This window comes from Helicobacter canadensis MIT 98-5491, assembly GCF_000162575.1.
Classification (GTDB): Bacteria; Campylobacterota; Campylobacteria; order Campylobacterales; family Helicobacteraceae; genus Helicobacter_D; species Helicobacter_D canadensis.
The window spans coordinates 591,707-608,333 of record NZ_CM000776.2 but is presented as its reverse complement, the minus strand read 5'-3'; the positions used below and the strand labels follow the sequence as shown (position 1 = coordinate 608,333).

General features: G+C 33.3%; 23 protein-coding genes. 5 read left to right on the top strand and 18 right to left on the bottom strand.

Features of this window, described 5'->3' with window-relative positions; all coding sequences use genetic code 11:
• Positions 1-6: 6 nt before the first annotated feature.
• Genes rpsS through rpsJ form a run of 6 tightly spaced genes read right to left on the bottom strand, consistent with a single transcriptional unit; the run spans position 7 to position 2,930 of the window.
• Positions 7-288 carry a 30S ribosomal protein S19 gene (gene rpsS / locus HCAN_RS03050; protein ID WP_006655274.1) on the bottom strand — a complete coding sequence of 94 codons (282 nt, stop codon included), beginning with the start codon at positions 286-288 and terminating at the stop codon, positions 7-9.
• 9 nt (positions 289-297) lie between these two features.
• Positions 298-1,125, bottom strand: a complete 828-nt coding sequence (gene rplB, locus HCAN_RS03045) for a 50S ribosomal protein L2 (protein WP_006655273.1) — start codon at positions 1,123-1,125, stop codon at positions 298-300.
• Between the two features lie 10 nt (positions 1,126-1,135).
• Positions 1,136-1,417, bottom strand: coding sequence for a 50S ribosomal protein L23 (locus HCAN_RS03040; RefSeq protein ID WP_006655272.1), 282 nt, complete (start codon positions 1,415-1,417; stop codon positions 1,136-1,138).
• A gap of 2 nt (positions 1,418-1,419) precedes the next feature.
• A complete protein-coding gene (rplD, locus tag HCAN_RS03035) occupies positions 1,420-2,034 on the bottom strand; it encodes a 50S ribosomal protein L4 (protein WP_006655271.1) in 615 nt (204 codons plus the stop codon).
• Positions 2,031-2,609: a 50S ribosomal protein L3 gene (gene rplC, locus HCAN_RS03030; RefSeq protein WP_006655270.1), complete on the bottom strand. Its 579-nt coding sequence runs from the start codon at positions 2,607-2,609 to the stop codon at positions 2,031-2,033. The genes rplD and rplC overlap by 4 nt, the downstream gene beginning before the upstream one ends.
• A gap of 9 nt (positions 2,610-2,618) precedes the next feature.
• Positions 2,619-2,930 carry a 30S ribosomal protein S10 gene (gene rpsJ / locus HCAN_RS03025; protein ID WP_006656785.1) on the bottom strand — a complete coding sequence of 104 codons (312 nt, stop codon included), beginning with the start codon at positions 2,928-2,930 and terminating at the stop codon, positions 2,619-2,621.
• Positions 2,931-3,103: 173 nt separating this feature from the next.
• Between rpsJ and HCAN_RS03020 the strand changes: the two genes are divergently transcribed.
• The gene (locus HCAN_RS03020; protein ID WP_006655268.1) at positions 3,104-4,162 is read left to right on the top strand and encodes an ATP-binding protein; all 1,059 of its coding nucleotides are present in this window, start codon (positions 3,104-3,106) and stop codon (positions 4,160-4,162) included.
• Positions 4,163-4,194: 32 nt separating this feature from the next.
• Here the strand turns inward: HCAN_RS03020 and leuC are convergent, their stop codons facing one another.
• The 11 genes from leuC to HCAN_RS02965 form a co-directional block, all read right to left on the bottom strand.
• Positions 4,195-5,460 carry a 3-isopropylmalate dehydratase large subunit gene (leuC, locus tag HCAN_RS03015; protein WP_006655267.1) on the bottom strand — a complete coding sequence of 422 codons (1,266 nt, stop codon included), beginning with the start codon at positions 5,458-5,460 and terminating at the stop codon, positions 4,195-4,197.
• A gap of 2 nt (positions 5,461-5,462) precedes the next feature.
• Entirely contained in the window at positions 5,463-6,080 is a 618-nt protein-coding gene (hisG, locus tag HCAN_RS03010; RefSeq protein WP_006655266.1) for an ATP phosphoribosyltransferase, read from the bottom strand.
• On the bottom strand, positions 6,077-6,715 hold the full coding sequence (locus HCAN_RS03005; RefSeq protein ID WP_006655265.1) for a type III pantothenate kinase: 639 nt from the start codon (positions 6,713-6,715) through the stop codon (positions 6,077-6,079). Before HCAN_RS03005 ends, hisG begins: the two co-directional genes overlap by 4 nt.
• Position 6,716: 1 nt before the next feature.
• A complete protein-coding gene (locus HCAN_RS03000) occupies positions 6,717-7,730 on the bottom strand; it encodes a hypothetical protein (protein ID WP_006655263.1) in 1,014 nt (337 codons plus the stop codon).
• Entirely contained in the window at positions 7,720-8,310 is a 591-nt protein-coding gene (locus tag HCAN_RS02995; RefSeq protein WP_034556390.1) for a hypothetical protein, read from the bottom strand. The genes HCAN_RS03000 and HCAN_RS02995 overlap by 11 nt, the downstream gene beginning before the upstream one ends.
• Positions 8,311-8,325: 15 nt before the next feature.
• Complete coding sequence (gene dut, locus HCAN_RS02990; protein WP_006655261.1) at positions 8,326-8,760, bottom strand: dUTP diphosphatase; 435 nt, start codon at positions 8,758-8,760, stop codon at positions 8,326-8,328.
• Between the two features lie 10 nt (positions 8,761-8,770).
• The gene (gene greA, locus HCAN_RS02985; RefSeq protein WP_006656783.1) at positions 8,771-9,241 is read right to left on the bottom strand and encodes a transcription elongation factor GreA; all 471 of its coding nucleotides are present in this window, start codon (positions 9,239-9,241) and stop codon (positions 8,771-8,773) included.
• A gap of 71 nt (positions 9,242-9,312) precedes the next feature.
• The gene (gene lpxB, locus HCAN_RS02980; protein WP_006655258.1) at positions 9,313-10,440 is read right to left on the bottom strand and encodes a lipid-A-disaccharide synthase; all 1,128 of its coding nucleotides are present in this window, start codon (positions 10,438-10,440) and stop codon (positions 9,313-9,315) included.
• A gap of 21 nt (positions 10,441-10,461) precedes the next feature.
• Positions 10,462-11,079, bottom strand: coding sequence for a hypothetical protein (locus tag HCAN_RS02975; protein WP_006655257.1), 618 nt, complete (start codon positions 11,077-11,079; stop codon positions 10,462-10,464).
• On the bottom strand, positions 11,069-11,683 hold the full coding sequence (locus tag HCAN_RS02970; RefSeq protein WP_006655256.1) for an NUDIX hydrolase: 615 nt from the start codon (positions 11,681-11,683) through the stop codon (positions 11,069-11,071). The genes HCAN_RS02975 and HCAN_RS02970 overlap by 11 nt, the downstream gene beginning before the upstream one ends.
• Positions 11,658-12,887 carry a peptidoglycan DD-metalloendopeptidase family protein gene (locus HCAN_RS02965; RefSeq protein ID WP_006656782.1) on the bottom strand — a complete coding sequence of 410 codons (1,230 nt, stop codon included), beginning with the start codon at positions 12,885-12,887 and terminating at the stop codon, positions 11,658-11,660. Before HCAN_RS02965 ends, HCAN_RS02970 begins: the two co-directional genes overlap by 26 nt.
• Positions 12,888-13,032: 145 nt before the next feature.
• On the opposite strand from HCAN_RS02965, the gene HCAN_RS02960 reads away from it, so the two are divergent.
• Genes HCAN_RS02960 through flgK form a run of 4 tightly spaced genes read left to right on the top strand, consistent with a single transcriptional unit; the run spans position 13,033 to position 15,851 of the window.
• Positions 13,033-13,227 (top strand): hypothetical protein, encoded by a 195-nt coding sequence (locus HCAN_RS02960; RefSeq protein WP_006655254.1) that lies wholly within the window; start codon positions 13,033-13,035, stop codon positions 13,225-13,227.
• A gap of 59 nt (positions 13,228-13,286) precedes the next feature.
• Positions 13,287-13,526, top strand: coding sequence for a flagellar biosynthesis anti-sigma factor FlgM (locus HCAN_RS02955; protein ID WP_006656781.1), 240 nt, complete (start codon positions 13,287-13,289; stop codon positions 13,524-13,526).
• Between the two features lie 29 nt (positions 13,527-13,555).
• Entirely contained in the window at positions 13,556-14,011 is a 456-nt protein-coding gene (locus HCAN_RS02950; protein WP_006656780.1) for an NAD(P)H-binding domain containing protein, read from the top strand.
• A 10-nt stretch (positions 14,012-14,021) separates the two neighbouring features.
• Entirely contained in the window at positions 14,022-15,851 is a 1,830-nt protein-coding gene (flgK, locus tag HCAN_RS02945) for a flagellar hook-associated protein FlgK (protein WP_006655251.1), read from the top strand.
• Here flgK and HCAN_RS02940 read toward each other — a convergent pair.
• A complete protein-coding gene (locus HCAN_RS02940) occupies positions 15,848-16,621 on the bottom strand; it encodes a TIGR02757 family protein (RefSeq protein WP_006655250.1) in 774 nt (257 codons plus the stop codon). The two genes, flgK and HCAN_RS02940, sit on opposite strands and share 4 nt — an antisense overlap.
• Positions 16,622-16,627 lie beyond the last annotated feature (6 nt).

Below are 16,627 nucleotides of genomic sequence, written 5' to 3'. Positions count from 1 at the left end.
CTCCCCTTATTTGCCGATTTTCTTTTGGACACTACCTTTGTGTCCTTTAAAGGTTCTTGTAGGTGCAAATTCACCCAACTTATAACCAACATGGTTTTCTGTTACATAAACAGGAACGAAAGCTCTACCATTATGAACATTAAAAGTAAATCCAATCATTTCTGGAATGATGGTGCTTCTGCGAGACCATGTTTTAATAGGTTTGTTATCTTTTGCTTCTTTTGCCTTAAGCACTTTTTTCATCAAATGCTCATCAACAAAAGGACCTTTTTTTATCGATCTAGCCATTTATTTTCCTTATTTTTTTCTTCTTGAAATAATAAGCTTATCGCTTGCTTTCTTTCTTCTTGTTTTATAACCTTTTGCTGGCATACCCCATGGAGACACAGGATGTCCGCTTGAGCCTGTTTTACCTTCACCACCACCATGTGGGTGATCTACTGGGTTCATCGCACTACCTCTTGTTTGTGGGCGGATACCTAGATGTCTGCTTCGACCTGCTTTACCAATATTGATGTTTGCAAAATCTTCATTCCCAACTACCCCAATAGTTGCCATACATTCACCTAAAATATATCGCATTTCACCACTTGGCATTCTAACGATAGAATATTTACCTTCTCTTCCCATAAGTTGCGCACTAGCACCTGCACTTCTTGCAAGCTGCCCACCACGACCTGGATACATTTCAATATTATGCACCACTGTTCCAATAGGAATGTTTTTAAGCTTCATTGCATAGCCTAAACGAATATCTAAACCACCTTCTGCAGAAATAATAGTATCCCCTACTTTTAAACCACTTGGTTGAATGATATATCTCTTATCACCATCTTTATAAGTTACAAGTGCGATTCTACAATTTCTGTATGGATCATATTCAATAGTGCTTACTTTACCTTCAATATTAAATTTATTGCGTTTAAAATCAATGATACGATAAAGCTTTTTAGCACCACCTTCTTTATGTCGGCTAGTGATTCTACCATTATTGTTTCGTCCTGCATGAACAGGAAGTTTAACCAATAGTTTTCTTACACTAGCTTTTGCTGTAATGTTTTCTGAGCTTAAATTGCTCATAAATCTTCTACTTGGAGTGTATGGTTTGTAAGTTTTAATTGCCATGTTTTACTCCTTAAACTGCCAATGATTCAATTTTTGCACCTTCTGGAAGTTTTACAAAAAACTTTTTGAAGTCGCTTCTTTTACCAATAACACCACGGAATCTTTTTACTTTTCCTTCTTGTCTTAAAGAATTGATTGCAAGTGGAGTCACACCAAAATATTCTTTAAACACTTCTTTTAGTTGTGTTTTACTTAGTTTTGGAGAAGTCTGAACCACAAGGACATTTTGCTCTTGAAGCTGTAAAGATTTCTCTGTATACATAATTGCTTTAATATCTGTAATACTTGCCATTTTTAACCCTCTTTTGTGATAGCTTCAAAAAGCGCTTTTTCAATCACCACAGATCTAAATGTTGCCGCTAAATATGCATTAAGCTCAGCACCATCAATCAAATAACAATTTTTAAGATTTCTAAATGCTAAATAAGTTTTCTCATCAAACATTTCAGAAACCAACAAAACATTTCTTTGATTCAAAGTTTTAAACATTGCATTAGCATCTTTTGTTTTGCCACTTGGAATTTGAATTTTATCCACAACAAACAAACTACCATTATCTGCTTTTTCTTGCAATGCATATTGTAAAGCAAGCTTTTTTTGTTTTTTATTAACTTTTAGATTGTAGTTTCTATTATTACTAGGACCATGAGAAACACCACCACCAACAAATACTGGTGAAGTAATACTTCCTGCCCTTGCTCTACCACCACCTTTTTGAATCCAAGGCTTTTTACCACCACCGCTAACTCTACCGCGTGTTTTTGCCATCGCATTGTTAGCACGCATTGAAGCTAAAAAAGATTTGATATAAAGATAAAGATTGTGAGAATTGATTGCCTTATAACTTTCAGGTAACTGCAATTCACCACTTTTCTTCAATCCATTATCTAAAATAATTGCCTTACTCATTTTACAACCTTTAACTTACCAAATGCACCATTAAATCCAGGAACAGAACCCTTTAAAACAAGCACATTGTTTTCTTTATCAAATGAAATAATTTCATTTTGAACGGTAACTTTTTCATTCCCATAATGCCCTGCCATTTTTTTACCTGGCTGAACACGACCTGGCCACTCACGATTCCCAATTGAACCTGGAGCTCTGTGGAATCGGCTACCATGAGCACCTGGACCACCTTGGAAATTCCATCGCTTCATAACACCGCTAAAGCCTCGACCTTTTGTATTAAAAGATACTTTTGCTCTTTTTGCGCTTTCTAAAATCGCTAAATCCAAATCACCCACTTCTGCATTGCCTACTTCAATAGTTGCAAATTTATTAAATTCTTTATCTAAATTATATTTCTTTTGTTGTCCTGCAATTGCTTTATTGAGTGTTTTTCCTTGATGATAAGCAACAAGTGCCTTACCTCCATCTAAAACTTCGCAAACCTTTGCAGTTTTAACTTTTAACAATGTTACAGGAATGCTTGGTTTAGCAACGGTTCTACTCATTCCAATTTTTTCTACTAAAAATTCCATTTATAACCCTTATTTATCCATTGAACGGACTTCTACATCCACTTCAGGAGCCATATCTAATTTTGTAAGACTATCCACCGTCTCCGGAGTTGCCGAAACAATATCAATCACTCTGCAATGAACACGAATTTCAAATTGTTCTCTTGAATCTTTATTGATATGAGGAGATTTTAAGACTGTGTATCGTCTTTTTTTAGTTGGAAGTGGAATAGGACCACGAATCTCTGCACCTGTTCTCTTAACGGCTTCTACGATTGAAACAACCGATCTATCAAGAACGCGATGATCATACGCTTTCAACTTAAGTCTAATTTTTTCCATTTTTTTTCCTTATAAAGAACTCATTGATTAAATCAATGCCATGTTTTGGAAGCCGAAATTATACTTTAAACTCTCATTTTTGTGAAGTTTTTTTAGAGAATTTTTACAATTTATTTCCTTTTAAAAAGGAAATAAATAAAATATCGCCCTACAAATATTTAAAGGATTCTTTAATGCTTTTAGAAACTCTTTTTGAAAATTATCCAAAAAATTTCTCAAAAATCCACCGCAAACTCACTTTAAATCTCAAACCTCATCATTTAATTTATGGCAGTAAAAATATTGGAAAAACCGATTTTATCTTGCAATACTATCAGCAAGAATCTTTTAAAAATCTCAAAAAACTCTACATTAACCTTTCAGATTGCCGAATCAATTCATACCAAGATTTAAATAATCTTGAAGCCTTTTGCCATAAAGAAAAAATTGAAATTTTGATTCTTGATTCTTATATACCCCAATTTCCAATCCCAAATCTCCCCTATATTACGCTAATTAGCCAATTTCCTTATGAAATTCCCCATTTTCAAATTCAAGAAATACCACCTATAACCTTCAAAGAATACCTTCAAATCCACAAACAAACTCCCTATGATTCTTTTAATTACTACCTTAAATATGGCAATCTTTTTGAAGCAGAGACCCTAAATGAATACAAAAAGGGTGAATTATTAAAGTCTTTAGCCAATGATAAAACTAATTTTTGGATTCTAAAAAATTTCATTCAAAACCTTGGTTTAAAAGTCTCTCTCCATCAAATTTACACTAAACTTAAAAAAGAAGGTAAAATCTCTAAAGATCGATTCTATGAATATGCCAATACTTTAAAAGAAAGCAAAACACTCTTTTGGGTAGAAAAATTTGAACACGATCTTGCTCCTAAAAAGCTTTATTTCTATGATTTCACACTTAAAAACGCTGTTAGTTATGAACGAAATTTTTCTGCACTTTTTGAAAATATGGTTTTTTTAGAGCTACTCTACAATTTCAAAGAAGTGGTGTTTTTTACTGATAAGCTTGATTTTTATCTCCCTAATTCTACGCTTGGTATTCTTTGTTTGCCTTTCATTCAATCCCAAATCTTAGAACAAAAGCTTAATAAAATAATAAGAGAGAGAGAATATTGTGAGAAATTTCTTATTATTACGCTAAATCAAAAGGCACAAGGTGAAAATCTTGGCACCCCTTATATGATTTTGCCTTTTAGTGAATTTGCAACTTTTTCTTTATGATTTAAATCTTTTAAAATTGCATTATCCAAGCATTATTCTCTTGGATCGGCAATTTGACCTTTTATTGCACTCATAGCTGCCACTGCAGAATTTGCCAAATACACTTCTGAACTTCTTGCTCCCATTCTCCCAACAAAATTACGATTAGTGGTTGAAACACAACGCTCATTATCGCCTAAAATCCCCATATAGCCACCCAAACAAGCTCCACAAGTTGGATTAGAGATTAACGCACCTGATTCTAATAAAATGTCAATATATCCAAGTTGGTATGCTTCTTTATAGATTTGTTGAGTGCCTGGAGTAACAATAAGGCGAACATCTTTATGCACTTTCTTGCCTTTTAAAATCTCACTTGCAATCTTCAAATCCGCTAATCTACCATTTGTGCAACTTCCAATAAAGACTTGATCGATTTTTAAATCATCTTTGAGTGCTTGAGAGATACTCTTACCATTGCTAGGTAAAAAAGGATAAGCAATCACTGGCTCTAATGTGCTAATATCAATTTTTAAAACTCTAGTATAATTAGCGTCTTTATCGGAATAAAATTCTTTTGGTTTTGCACGCAATTCCTTGCGTGAAGCCAAAAATTCACGCGTAATTTCATCTGAAGCAATGATTCCGTTTTTTGCACCTGCTTCAATAGCCATATTACAGAGTGAAAATCGATCATCCATACTTAAATATTGTATGCCATCTCCACAAAATTCCAAAGTCTGATACAATGCTCCATCCACACCAATTTGTCGTATTACCTCTAAAATCAAATCCTTACCATAAATATGCTTAGCAGGCTTACCTATAAATTCTACCTTAATAGCACTTGGAATTTTAAACCAATTTTTACCCGTAATCATCGCATAGGCTAAATCTGTGCTTCCCATACCTGTGCTAAATGCACCCAAAGCTCCGTGAGTGCAGGTATGGGAATCAGCTCCAATAATCACATCCCCACTCACAACCAAACCTTTTTCGGGTAAAAGAGCGTGTTCTATCCCCATATCTTTTTCATCAAAGAAATGTTTCAAATTATGTTTTTTAGCAAAATCACGACTAATTTTAGCTTGATTAGCACTTGCAATATCCTTAGCGGGAATAAAATGATCCATCACTATACAAAATCCATCAGGATTAGCAAGACTTTCTGCCCCACTTTGCTCAAATGCCTTAATTGACAAAGGAGTAGTAATGTCATTTCCAATCACCATATCAATCGGACAATCCACTATTTCACCTGCATAAACTTCTTTGCCTACATGTTCTGAAAAAATCTTCTCTGTAATTGTTTGACCCATTTTCAATCCTTTTTAATAAAATTTTTAAAATACTTTTGAATCTCTAAAATTTCTTTCTTTTGCACATAAAAGCTATTTGAGTTTGCCACCAAATACGCACTAACTTCCATAATCACTGCATCAATTTTAAGATTATTTTGTTCTAGTGTATTGCCAGTCTCAACCAAATCCACAATAGCATCTGCCATTCCTACAAGTGGTGCTAATTCAATAGAGCCATAAAGCTTGATAATATCCACGCTAATGGCTTTTTTAGAAAAATAAGCCTTTGTGATATTCTCCATTTTAGTTGCAATCTTTAAATTTGGCTTTGAAAAATCCAAAATCACATTCTTAGGCGAACCAATAGCAACCCTGCACTTTCCAAATTCCAAATCTAGTAATCTCACTAAACGGCTTTGCTTTTCTTCTAAAACATCTAATCCCACAATCCCAATATCAGCCGCACCTCTCTCCACATAAACAGGCACATCTTGACTTCTTACTAGCATAAATTCAAAGTCTTGTTTTTTGAGAATTAGTTTTCTATCTTCAAAATCTAGCGGACTTTGCAAATATCCTTCAAAAATTTTCAATGCTTCTTGTGCAATTCTTCCCTTTGGCAATGCGATTTTTATCATAAATAGATTCCTTTGGAAGTAATTTTTGCTGTAATAATATTTTGCATTCCTTTAAAAATAAGTAAATCATCATAAATTGCATTTTCAAAAAATCGCGAAAGGAATTTCCCATCACCACCTGTAAAATAAATTTTTTTATTTTTAGAGAAATTCTCTATTAATAGTATAATTGGTTTTAAAATCCCATAACTAACGGCATCTTTAGTATTTTGCGGTAAAGTGTCCAAAGGAACAGAAAGATTAATCCCGCAATCTAAAACTGAAATAGATTTAAAACCTTTTTGAATTTGTGCAATCCCCGGCAAAATACAACCCCCCAAATGCAAACCATCGTGCATAATATCTAATGTAATTGCACTCCCTGCATCAATAATAACGCCATCACTAATGGCATTGCAAGCTGCGATTCTATCAATCCCCAAGCCCTTATAATTTGTATCCAAATTCATATAAGGCGTAAGATCAAAACAATAAGGATGCGACAAAAGAAGAGATCTTGTTGATTCTTGATTAACACTAATATAAATCACAACTTCACTTGAATCTTTTTGGCTAAGATTATTTCTCTTTTCTTTCCAAACTCTACCGCGATAGTAGAAATGTAAAAAAGTATTTCCAATATCACAAAGAATCATTTTATTTCACTTCTAAAATTTCATCACCCACAAAAATCTTACCTGTTGCTGAAAATGTCGGCTCTTTAATTTTATTTGGCAAAGCAAAAATCTGCCACTCTTGTAAATCTTCACTTAAGCTTATCATATAACCTTGTGTCTCTAAAACTACGATTCTATCTCCGTGATTGGCTGCACTAAAATGCGCAAAAGGAAATTTTTGACGCCTAATTTCATTTAAATCTTTATCTGTCAAAATCACTTCTCCCTCTGTTGTAAAAAGCACAATTTGATCGCCAAAAAATAAAATATCCTGCAAATTAGCATCAAAGGTATTAATTATACTTGGACTAACAGAAATAACGCGTTTAGGAGTTGCTGCCACCATTCTATCATTAATAGCTTCTAGAAAAATGACATTGTTAAAATACTTCTCACCCCCATTAACAACAATACTTCGAATCATCTGATGGGTATTCTTATCTACTATCACAAGTTTGCCATCTAGAGTCGGAATCACAGCAATATCACTCAAAAAATAAGGTGAAGCAATCAAAGTATTATTAGTGGGTGCTGGTGTATTTTCTTGCTTATAAACTGCACGCCCAAGATTGAGATCATAAAGCACAAACGAATTATTATCAAAAATAATAGCCGCCAAATTTCCTTCTATAGTAACACTAATTGGATTTCCCTCTAAAGCAATAATATTTTCATTAAGCGTTTCCTTATCAATCAAAAGCATTTCTTTATTGTTAGTTGTTGCAATATAAAACTTCTCTGATTCATTAAGATAACGCGCATTTTTAGGAAGCTTAACTTTTGAAATTTGAGAATATTTGGTAATGAACTGCCCATTTTCTAAAGTCGCTCCATCGCGTGTGATTCCTATAATATCACTAGGCAAGGAATCACCATAAGAAATGTCATCAACAATTTCTCCTTCTTTAGGCTCAAAATAATATTTAGAGCCACAACCACTTAAAAAAGCCAATAAAACAATTCCTACTAAAACTTTTAACGCATTATTTGGCATAATTAATTCCTTTGATTGTTAAATGCTCTAGAGAATTTGCGATTTCTTTAATAGCCGAATCACTAGGAATCTTTGCTAAAATTGCCTTTGCTTCCTTAGTATTACCCTTTTTGATTTCCAAAAAAGCAGCTTCAAGATAACCCACTTCATTAGAATCTTTAGAATTTAACTCTTTTAAATCCTGATTTAAACTCATATTTTGCTGCTTTGAAAGCTTTGCAATCATAGGATCTTTTGAAGATTCAAGCTCTTTAAGAATGGTTGCGTTATTTTCTTTTAAAGCCTTTTGATAAAGATATAAATCATAAAGCAAACTTTTTGAATCCTTTAAATCTGCGATAGCTACTTCATCACCTAAAAGCGCTTTTTGATAAAGTGACGCATTTTTTTCTTTTAGCTGCTCTTGATAGTATTGATTAATATTATAACCAACACCTAATATCACCAAAAATGCAACAATTATCACTAAAGGAATCTTGTATCGCTTAAACCATCCCTCAAATCGTATCAAACCTTCTAACATTTTTTCATCATTATTGATCTCTTCTTTAATATAATCCACATTTTGCTTTAAGCTCAAAATTTCTCCTTTTGCTTATGATTTACCTGTGCTACCAAATCCACCCTTGCCACGCTTAGTTTCATCAAGCACTTCCACTTCTTCAATCTTAGCTTGTTTGATTTTACATAAGACTGCTTGGGCAATTCTATCGCCTTTATTAATCACAAAGTCTTCTTCACCTAAATTCATCATAATGACTTTAATTTCTCCACGATAATCACTATCAATTGTTCCAGGAGTATTAAGCAGTGTGATTCCATATTGCAAAGCCAAACCACTTCTTGGACGCACTTGTATTTCATAGCCTTCTTTAAAGCTAAAAGCCAATCCTGTTGGAATCAAAGCCCATTTACCAGCAGGGATTGTAGCAGATTGCACCGCACACAAATCAAATCCTGCAGAACCTTGCGTTTGGTATTTTGGCAAAATTGCCTCTGGAAGCAACTTTTTTATTTTTAAAACCGCCATTTCTATCCGCCTAAAATTGAATTTCTTTATAACAAATCTCTAAAATCTCATAATCCACTTTGCCTTTGGGAAGTTGGATTGTTACTTCATCTCCAACAACTTTTCCTAAAAGCTGTTTTGCCAAAGGAGAATGGTATGAAATCAAACCCTTATCAGGATTGCTCTCAGTTGCCCCAACAATCGTATAACAAAACTGCTCCTCGCTATCTAAATCTTCTAGCGTAATAGTTGAACCAAAACTTACTTTATCGTGAGTAATAGTGCTTGGATCAATCACGCGAGCTTCTGCGACAAGCTGCGTTAATTCATTAATCCGCGCATCCAAAAAAAGCTGCCTTTCTCTTGCAGCGTGATATTCGGCATTTTCCTTTAAATCCCCATGTTCTCTTGCGGTATCAATTTCTTTAATATTATTGGGTCGCTCGACTTCCTTAAGATTCTTTAATTCATTAATTAGCTTATTGTAGCCATATTCTGTCATTGGTTGCACAAAAATCTCCAAAATACTGAAAATAATTTATAATACTATGCTAAAGAGAGTTAAAAAGCCCTTTAGTTTTGCAAATTTTTTACAAAATTTTCAATTTTTCTCGCACAATTTTCTGCACTTCCATTTTTTAAATATTGAATTAATTTTTCTTTTTGTGCAAAAAATTTCTCATTATCAAATTTATAAAAGGCTTTTAAAAGCGTTTCTACTTTCACTTGATCTTGCAAAAATTCTGCGTGAATGGGGAAATTTTGTGGGTTATGATTGTTTTTAGGCGATCCATACGCAAGGAATTCCAAAAAAATATTAGCCAATCCAATATAATTAAGCTTAACCAATCTTTTTGCAATCCAATAATCAAGCCATCTTGCTTTATAAACTAAAATTGTAGGAATTCCAAGAAGTGTGGATTCTAATGTCGCTGTTCCACTGCAAACAAAAGCAAATTCACACTGCTTTAACCCCTCATAAGTTTCAAAAGAAATCTCAAAATCTCTCAAATCTCCATAAATTTTTGATAAATCACGATTTTTAAAATGCCTTGGAATAATTAACAATGCCTTTTTATTCATTGTTTTAAAATGCTTAACGAGTTCTTTAAAAACAGGAAAAAGAGCTTTAATTTCAGAGATTCTTGAACCAGGCATAAAGGCAATAAAATTGGTGGAATTAGCCTTTGTATAAGAAAAAGGAATTTCATCTAACAAAGGATGACCTACATACGAAAAATTTGAAGTTTTTGGGTAATAAAAACCTTCAAAAGGTAAAATCCCCCATAATGCATCACAATAAACAGAAAAAATCTTTGCCCTATAAGGTTTCCACGCCCACACTTGAGGCAAGATATAATAGGCTAAATAAGGCTTATTTTTTGCTTGATGAAGCGACTTAAGCAAAGGTATATTAAAAGATGAAGAATCCATAAAAAGCGCAAAATCACATTCTTTTGCCAATGCAATCAAGGCTTTTTTTATCTTAAAAAACTTTGGTATAAGCCTTAAAACCTCAACAAACCCCATTACTCTAAATTCATTGGGACTAAAAGAGCTATCTCTCTTTAAAATCTCCGAATCAAAAATCCCACAAATCTCAAATTCTAGCTGCTTTTTTTGCAATGCATTTAATAAATAAAAAAGGTGAATATTAGCCGAATACTCCAACGCTGAAACAAAAATTTTAATTTTCTTCACTTTAAAATCTACTTTAAGCTTTTAAAGGCTTTCTTTGGAAGAATCTTCGTATTTTTCCTGACATTGATTCTTTAAATCCCGCACTTCCAAAAGTATTTTTGCAATCTCCAAATCTAATGATTTGAAATGCTTTAAAAAAACTTCTATCCTTTCATAAAGCTCCTGTGCTTGCGCTAAAGTAACATAAGAATTCGCTGGTTTAGCGACCAATTTTTGATGTTGTTGATAAGAGACTTCTAGCTTTTGTAAAGCATTTGGTTTTGCCGGCAATGCAGTATCTATCTTTTCTAAATGTGCCTTTAAATCTTCACACAAACTCTCAAGATTTGAAAAATCAAAATAAATTCCCTCCAAAGCAACCTTGGAATCTAGCTCTTCTAGAGCTTTTTGCTTTTTAGCTAAAGTTTGTTCTAAAACTTTATTTTGGGTTTCTAACTCTTGGTTTTGAGAAAGCAGGAGAGCATTCTTTGCGGAAGTTTCGTTAAAACTTTGAATTAAAGAATCTCTATCTTTTGATAGAGATTCATACTCTTCATTAAAATCTTTTTTTGCTTTTTCAAAAATCTCATAAATTTGCCATACTTCTTTAATCTCATCAAGCTTTTTAGTGATTTCTTGAAGAGCAAAATCACATTTCATTGATTTTTTCCTTAAAAAACCACAAAAACGCAAACATTACGCCAGAAGTTTTAGGATAAGTCTCATCTAAAATAAAAGAATAGGCTTCTTTGCGTGGAATAAAAATAACTTCAATATTTTCATCATCAATCCCACCTCCCTTATGAACTCTAAACTCCTCATCTATTTGGGCAAAAAATAAAGTTTGTTTGCTACCTGCAAACCCAACTGAACTATAAAACTCTGTAATTTTCTCTATTTTTTCTAATGGGATACGATAGCCACATTCTTCCAAAATTTCTTCTTGCATAATTTCTTTCAAAGTTTTATTTGGCTTATCTGTAATCCCTGCACACAACTCATAAGTGTAACCAATCTCGCACTTTAGCTTCTTATTTTCTCTTGCTTGTTCTTTTAAAAAGACTGCGGGGCGAAATTGCTTAACCACAACAAAAGAATCTTTTTGTTTATGATAAAGTAATGCTGCGACACTATCGTGTGCTTCAATAATATCCCAACTTCTCTCCTTGCCATTTTCACAAAAGAGCATTCTTTTGGGCTTAATATAAAGCGATGATTCACAAGCACAAAAACGAATATTAGTTATTTCTTTTGGTGTCTTCATTATTTCCTATTTCCTCACTAAGATACACTATGTAGGAATTTTGCATTTTTTTGAAAGGCTCATTTTCAAGATTATTCGCTAAAATCACACCTAATTTATCTTGAAATGATTTTGCAAGAATAGAAAACTCTTCTTTTTCCTTGCCTTTAAGCTTAATTGTAGCGATTCTCAAATGTTTTTGCGGATTAATAGCACTACCATTCTTATAAAGTCCAAAATGCAAATGAGGTCCTGTGCTAAGCCCTGTGCTACCGACTGTTCCTATCTGTTTGCCTTGAGAAACATAAACTCCTGTCCTAATTCCTTTATTTATTTTATGCATATGCCCATAGAGTGTGCGATATCCATTTTCATGTTGAATAATCACGGTTTTACCATATCCACCTTTAGTTCCTGCAAAAATCACTTTGCCTTGAGCGGCTGCTTTGATTGGAGTGTGTCTTGGCGCTGCATAATCTGTGCCTAAATGTGGGCGTTTATAGCCAAGAATTGGGTGCTTTCTCCCCATTGAGAAATGAGAGGAGATTCTCTTATATTGCAAAGGAATCATAAAAAGATACTTATTTAAATTATTTCCTTGTAAATCATAAAAATTCCCATCATAGCGAACCACATATTTTTCCTCATCGCTCGTTTGCAAAATAGAAGCCTTGATATTAGGACTACCAAAAACCTTACCTAATCGGTATTTTCGCTCATAAATAATAGCTAATTTATCACCCCTTTTTATTTGCCTTTTAAAATTCACACTCCCTTTATAAGCCTGAATAAAATCCGATGCAAGAAAAGTATCGCCAGTATATTTCACAATATCATTATAAAGTAAGCTCTCCACAGAAAGGGCAATATTGTGTTCCTTTTGAAGATAAACAATCGGAATAGCACGCATCCCATAAGTTGAATCTTGTTTATAAATATGCAGTTGAGAATTTTCATTAATTGGTATCAAAGCTTGTAACAATTTTCCTTCTTCATCATAAAGAGTATAAAAAGTATTTCCACTCACAATTTCATCGGCTAACTCTTTATCTTCACGCGGCAAATCATAATAAACTTTAAGAGGAATTGAATTTTTTTCAAAAAATGTTAGTAAAGTCTGCCCATTTTCCCATTGCGATTCTTGAATATTCGCTGCTACTAGACTGGATAACAAACACCCAAAAACACAAAGGAATCTAAAAACCAAAATTTGAATTTGCTGCATAAAACCTCTTTTATTGTGGAATCTTTAGAAAAATATTAAAATCTTAGATTATACCACAATAAAAGTAACTTTTAAAGATATTAAAACTAAACTCAACTCAAAAAATAAGAAATTTTGCTATACTTTTAAAACTAAAAGGAATAAAATGAAAGATTGGTTTATACCTTCCATTGGCTTTGGGTTGTTTATTTATTTTATGCTTTTTGTGATACTCTATACCATAAAAATCGGAGGAGCTAATGTCCCCCTTTATGATATGGATAACTATATAGCACCACCAAAGACTGAAACAGAGAAATTTTTACAAGATATTTCTAAAAATATACGAAAAAAACTTTAGTTTTAGGAAAAATGGTCGATTTATTGAACCATAAAATATAATTTAAAGAAGGAAAAGTGATGATTAGTCAATTAATGAGTAATTCTGCTTTTTCAAGTGCAATTAATCAAGCAAATAACAAAAATACATCGCAGATTAATCACGCTAAAAATGAGCAGATAGAAGACAAACAAAAAGTCTCTTCACAAAAAACCTCTTCTTCAAGAGTAGAAGAAATCAAAAATGCCATCAAAAATGGTAGCTATCAAATTGATCTAAAGGGGAGTGCAGAAAAATTGGCACAAGAATTGCTTAGATAGTAGATAATTCACTTTTTTAGGAGTTATCTATGTCTTTGCAATTTTTAAAAGATGCACTAGAGGACATTAAAGCACTCATTGCAATTACAGAACAAGATATTTCAGATATCAAAGAGGCAAAAAATGAACCTATTTTTGCTAGAATCGCTCAAAAAGAAGAACTAACTAATTCTTTTATTCGCAAAAAAGAAGCTTATGCTAAAAGCATTGAATCAAAACTAAAAAAAGATTATCCAAACGCTACACTTGCTGATTTAACCTATGAAGAAAAACAAAAACTTTTAGGGGAAGGTGCAAGCGAATTTACCGCACAACTTCACGATAAGCTTGAAGAACTAAAAAAACTTAATTACCGCTTTGGAAAAATGTCATTAGCGGTTTCGGAATTTTATAATTCTCTTTTACGAAATATTGTCCCTGTGGAGCAACAAGGTTACAATAAAAGCACCTTAAGCAATTCTTCTTTCTTGAAAACCGAAGTTTAGGAGAGAGATTATGGGTGGATTACTTTCTTCTTTAAATACGCCTTACACTGGATTAACTGGACACCAAGTGATGGTGGATACCGTGAGCAATAATATCGCTAATGCCAATAACGAATTTTACTCCCGTCAAGTCGTTAGGAGCTCAGCACAGACACCACTCCAAACTTCGTCTAATTATGTCATTGGACAAGGACTAAATATTATAAGCGTTGAACGCGTCCATGATGAATACACCTTTTCTCGCTACAAAAAAGCAAGTATGGAAAAAACCTATTATGAAAAAAGTTTTGAAGGGTTAAAAGAAGCCTCATCTTATTATCCAGAGGTTGATGGGGTAGGAATCTACAATGACTTGCAAAATTATTTCAATGCTTGGAAAGATCTATCAACAAAATCTGGAGATTCTGCTCAAAAAATTGCTCTTGCCGAACAAGCTTCAACCCTTGCTAACAATATCTCTAGCACAAGAGATAGACTTGTTAATCTCCAACAAAGCTTAAATAATGAGCTTAAAGTCGCTGTTGATGAAGTTAATCGCTTGGGAGAACAAATTGCTCAACTTAACAAAAAAATTGCCGAATATGAATATCAAGAACTTAATCAAAAAGCCAATGATTTAAGAGATTTAAGAGATCAATATGAATTTGAAATTAATAATCTCATTGGATGCGATGTTTTTAAACAAGGAGTTAAAGGGAGTGCTTGTGTAGATGAAAATATTGCCGATTTTGATGATGGCTACACGCTCACTATTGGAGGAAAGGCGATTGTTGATGGCACTTCATTTCATCCACTCACTCTTGATAATTCTCAAAATCCAAGCGGAATCTATACAATTAAATATCTAAGAAGCGATCATAAAGAATACAATCTTACCAATGCCATCAATGAAGGAAAAGTGGGTGCTATACTTGATTTAATCCGTACTGAAGATGTGTTAGATTGCAATGGAACTTTAGGCAAATTACAAGTTTATATCAATGATTTAGACACCTTTGCAAATGGACTTATTGAGGCTACAAATAATATCTATGCACAAAGCTCACAGCTAAGTGCAAAAAGTGATACCTTAAATATCAATAGCCAAGATGCGTTAGTTACTAGTGATTATAATATCAATTCTGGAAGTTTTAAAGTAGTAATGTATAACAAACAAGGACAAGAAATTGGCTCAAGGAGTGTTAATATCGACAATCTTACAAGTATGCAAGATGTTTTAGATCAACTCAATGCCAACATTGATGACAATGGCAATATGAATGCTAGCGATGATTTTGATGATCGCTTTGTAGCTACCTTTAATAATGATTCAAAGACATTCACTATCACTTCAAAAAACCCATCAGAAGAAATTTATATTTCCATTCAAGATGATGGGACAAATTTTGCAGGAGCACTTGGAATCAATCGATTTTTTGCTGGAAATAGTGCTGACAATATCGAACTAGCCGAACCTTATAAAAGCGATGCAACATTGATTCGTGCTTACCGAGAACCTGTTGATGGGAACTTTGAAGTTGCCAACCTTATGCAACAACTCCAATATGACAAAATTACTTTCACAAGTCAAGATGGAACACAACAAGAAGAAACCATTAGTGGATATTTTCGTTATATTGCTGGAAAAGTCTCTTCCCAAACTGAAAGCACGCAAATCACACTAGAAACTAAAGAAGCAGTTTATATCTCTATCAAGCAAGAATACAAAGCGATTTCTGAAGTCTCTGTAGATGATGAACTCATTAACCTCATCAAATACCAAAGCGGTTATAGTGCTAATGCCAAAATGGTTTCAACCATTGATGAAATGCTAAACACTCTACTTGGCATCAAAGGCTAGATAAGCCCTAGCTGACCAATCCTATAAAGTGCAAAATCATATTTGATTGGGTCATTTAAATCTAGCTTTTTAAGAAACTCACTGACTTCTAAAGCCGCCTTTAAATCATAGCTTTTTCTCTTTAAAATACCAAGCCTTTGAGACACTCTAAAAGTGTGCGTATCCAAAGGCAAAATCAAATCACTCCGCTTAATTCCTTCCCAAAGTCCAAGATCAACGCAATCTTTACGCACCATCCAACGCAAGAACATATTCCAACGCTTCAAAGGAGAATTTGATTGAGATTTGCCAATAAGAAACTCTAAGCTTTTTGTTGTTTTTTTGAGATTACTATAAAGATAATTCTGTAAAGCTTCAATCCCTTTTAACAAAGAATCCTTTTTATAAGCTCGATAAAAAATTTCATATAAATCCCCACTCATCAAAAGAGATTCAAAAAAATCTTGTATTTCATCTTGGTTTTGAAAGCGATAAGGCTTATTTGTGCAATAAGGAATCTCATTTAAATGCAGATTATGGTGGGATTTATAGCTTGCTTGATCCAAAAAATATAAATTGCAAGATTCTAAAAATCGCACAATTGCCCTTGCATTCCCATAAGCAAACAAAGCACAAAAAAGTGCTACTTTATCGCTCATAAATTGTCTTGCAACACCTAATGGATCGGGCAAATCTGTTGTAATGGAATGATAATGATTAAACGCTTCATATTGCTCTTCTAAGAGATGATACACGAATTTCTTAGAAGGATTTTTGGGAATCTTTATCAAAGATTC

What these genes read in the sequence shown, in the direction of transcription:
- rpsS (WP_006655274.1), bottom strand. Translation starts at nt 288, where the DNA reads ATGGCTAGATCGATAAAAAAAGGTCCTTTTGTTGATGAGCATTTGATG.
- rplB (WP_006655273.1), bottom strand. Translation starts at nt 1,125, where the DNA reads ATGGCAATTAAAACTTACAAACCATACACTCCAAGTAGAAGATTTATG.
- HCAN_RS03040 (WP_006655272.1), bottom strand. Translation starts at nt 1,417, where the DNA reads ATGGCAAGTATTACAGATATTAAAGCAATTATGTATACAGAGAAATCT.
- rplD (WP_006655271.1), bottom strand. Translation starts at nt 2,034, where the DNA reads ATGAGTAAGGCAATTATTTTAGATAATGGATTGAAGAAAAGTGGTGAA.
- rplC (WP_006655270.1), bottom strand. Translation starts at nt 2,609, where the DNA reads ATGGAATTTTTAGTAGAAAAAATTGGAATGAGTAGAACCGTTGCTAAA.
- rpsJ (WP_006656785.1), bottom strand. Translation starts at nt 2,930, where the DNA reads ATGGAAAAAATTAGACTTAAGTTGAAAGCGTATGATCATCGCGTTCTT.
- HCAN_RS03020 (WP_006655268.1), top strand. Translation starts at nt 3,104, where the DNA reads ATGCTTTTAGAAACTCTTTTTGAAAATTATCCAAAAAATTTCTCAAAA.
- leuC (WP_006655267.1), bottom strand. Translation starts at nt 5,460, where the DNA reads ATGGGTCAAACAATTACAGAGAAGATTTTTTCAGAACATGTAGGCAAA.
- hisG (WP_006655266.1), bottom strand. Translation starts at nt 6,080, where the DNA reads ATGATAAAAATCGCATTGCCAAAGGGAAGAATTGCACAAGAAGCATTG.
- HCAN_RS03005 (WP_006655265.1), bottom strand. Translation starts at nt 6,715, where the DNA reads ATGATTCTTTGTGATATTGGAAATACTTTTTTACATTTCTACTATCGC.
- HCAN_RS03000 (WP_006655263.1), bottom strand. Translation starts at nt 7,730, where the DNA reads ATGCCAAATAATGCGTTAAAAGTTTTAGTAGGAATTGTTTTATTGGCT.
- dut (WP_006655261.1), bottom strand. Translation starts at nt 8,760, where the DNA reads ATGGCGGTTTTAAAAATAAAAAAGTTGCTTCCAGAGGCAATTTTGCCA.
- greA (WP_006656783.1), bottom strand. Translation starts at nt 9,241, where the DNA reads ATGACAGAATATGGCTACAATAAGCTAATTAATGAATTAAAGAATCTT.
- HCAN_RS02975 (WP_006655257.1), bottom strand. Translation starts at nt 11,079, where the DNA reads ATGAAATGTGATTTTGCTCTTCAAGAAATCACTAAAAAGCTTGATGAG.
- HCAN_RS02970 (WP_006655256.1), bottom strand. Translation starts at nt 11,683, where the DNA reads ATGAAGACACCAAAAGAAATAACTAATATTCGTTTTTGTGCTTGTGAA.
- HCAN_RS02965 (WP_006656782.1), bottom strand. Translation starts at nt 12,887, where the DNA reads ATGCAGCAAATTCAAATTTTGGTTTTTAGATTCCTTTGTGTTTTTGGG.
- HCAN_RS02960 (WP_006655254.1), top strand. Translation starts at nt 13,033, where the DNA reads ATGAAAGATTGGTTTATACCTTCCATTGGCTTTGGGTTGTTTATTTAT.
- HCAN_RS02955 (WP_006656781.1), top strand. Translation starts at nt 13,287, where the DNA reads ATGATTAGTCAATTAATGAGTAATTCTGCTTTTTCAAGTGCAATTAAT.
- HCAN_RS02950 (WP_006656780.1), top strand. Translation starts at nt 13,556, where the DNA reads ATGTCTTTGCAATTTTTAAAAGATGCACTAGAGGACATTAAAGCACTC.
- flgK (WP_006655251.1), top strand. Translation starts at nt 14,022, where the DNA reads ATGGGTGGATTACTTTCTTCTTTAAATACGCCTTACACTGGATTAACT.